The organism is Acuticoccus kandeliae, assembly GCF_003073115.1.
In genome coordinates this window covers 1-279 of record NZ_QBBV01000211.1, presented here as the reverse complement: position 1 = coordinate 279, position 279 = coordinate 1, and the positions used below count along the sequence as shown (strand labels likewise).

The 279-nt window shown below is 77.4% G+C and carries 1 protein-coding gene; it reads right to left on the bottom strand.

The window, feature by feature from the left end:
• Positions 1 to 279: FAD-dependent oxidoreductase (locus DBV35_RS29965; protein ID WP_117434512.1), on the bottom strand; the 279-nt coding region annotated here is incomplete at both ends.

Below are 279 nucleotides of genomic sequence, written 5' to 3'. Positions count from 1 at the left end.
CGCGCAGCAGGTCGCGCACCCCACCGACGGTGACGTCGGTGTCGAAGCCGTTCTCCGCCGTCGTCGCGCCGATCACGAGGTCGCCGTACCCGGGCAGCGTCCGCGGCACGGCGTAGACCGGGCGCCCGTCGACGAGCGCCCGCACCGTCCGCGACGGCGGCGGCACGGCACCGGCGCGGCGGGTCAGCCGCAGGATCTCGCCCTTCACCGGGCGGACCAGCCCGTCGAGCACCGGGTGCAGCGACGACGAGTGCGCCCCCGCCGCGACGACGACCGCGT